We start from the raw sequence: 925 nt of genomic DNA, 5'->3' as shown, positions 1-925 counted from the left end.
AACGTCGAGGAGACTCTTTCGTTAGGCGACAGTCCCGCAAAGCTTTCATTCTCTGACAAAATTCACTCGACAAATGAAAGTCGAATTAGCAAATTTATTAATACTATGAATCGCGAGCAAGTTTTAGAGAATATTCGGAAGAACATTGGGACTATTCAGTCTTTTGGGATAGATTCAATTGGTTTATTTGGATCGGTTGCTAGAGATGAGAATACTCAGAATAGTGATTTAGACATTCTTGTAAATTATCGCGATGGACAACTTAATCTAGATTCATATATGGATTTAAAGTTTTATTTAGAAAATTTATTTCAATGCAAGGTAGATTTAGTTACTAAATCAAGCATAAAACCTTATCTTAAGAAGCGAATTTTAGAAGAAGTAATTTATGCAGCGTGATTATGGTGCTTATTTACAAGACATACTTGATAGCATTAATGAGATTGAAAAATTTACTTTCGGAATAAACTCGAAATCTGCCCTAATTAGTAATCTTGAGAAAAAAAGAGCTGTTGAACGTGATATAGAAATTATCGGTGAGGCAGTAAAGAAACTTCCAGAAAACTTACGTAGCTTGCGTCCTGAAATTGAGTGGAAGAAAATAGCTGGAGTAAGAGATATACTTGCACATGGCTATTTTTCGATAGATGATGATATCATTTGGGATATTGTTACCAATCGCTTGACTTCATTAAAAATTGCTTGTACTGATTTATTAAATAAAACTTAAATAAGCGGGACCGATCGCCTAACTTCGTCTCCTCACTCCGTTCGGGATTGCTAATGCAACCCTCACTCCGGGCTAAAGCCACATTGCTTTGCCACTTCGGTTCGCGGGACGGCGCTAAGGCTCACTCGAACCTCGTGCCAACCGCCTCGCGCAAAAGCGCTTGCGGCCGCAACGTCGAGGAGACTCTTTCGTTAG

The 925-nt window shown here is 38.2% G+C and carries 2 protein-coding genes; both read left to right on the top strand.

All coding sequences use genetic code 11. The features are described 5' to 3' along the window. Positions 1-399, top strand: a 399-nt coding sequence (locus DLM76_RS21400; protein WP_241548338.1) for a nucleotidyltransferase family protein, incomplete at its 5' end; no start/stop codon positions are given. Then, a complete protein-coding gene (locus DLM76_RS21395) occupies positions 389-730 on the top strand; it encodes a HepT-like ribonuclease domain-containing protein (RefSeq protein ID WP_118966539.1) in 342 nt (113 codons plus the stop codon). The genes DLM76_RS21400 and DLM76_RS21395, both read left to right, overlap by 11 nt. Positions 731-925: the final 195 nt, after the last annotated feature.

Origin of the sequence: Leptospira yasudae (assembly GCF_003545925.1) — a bacterium.
In the GTDB taxonomy this organism is placed as follows: Bacteria; Spirochaetota; Leptospiria; order Leptospirales; family Leptospiraceae; genus Leptospira; species Leptospira yasudae.
The sequence above is the reverse complement of the archived record's forward strand: the minus strand, read 5'-3'. Positions and strand labels throughout refer to the sequence as shown.

Bases quoted from the DNA above. Each gene is read 5' to 3' on its own strand.
- DLM76_RS21395 (WP_118966539.1), top strand. From the start codon at position 389: ATGCAGCGTGATTATGGTGCTTATTTACAAGACATACTTGATAGCATT.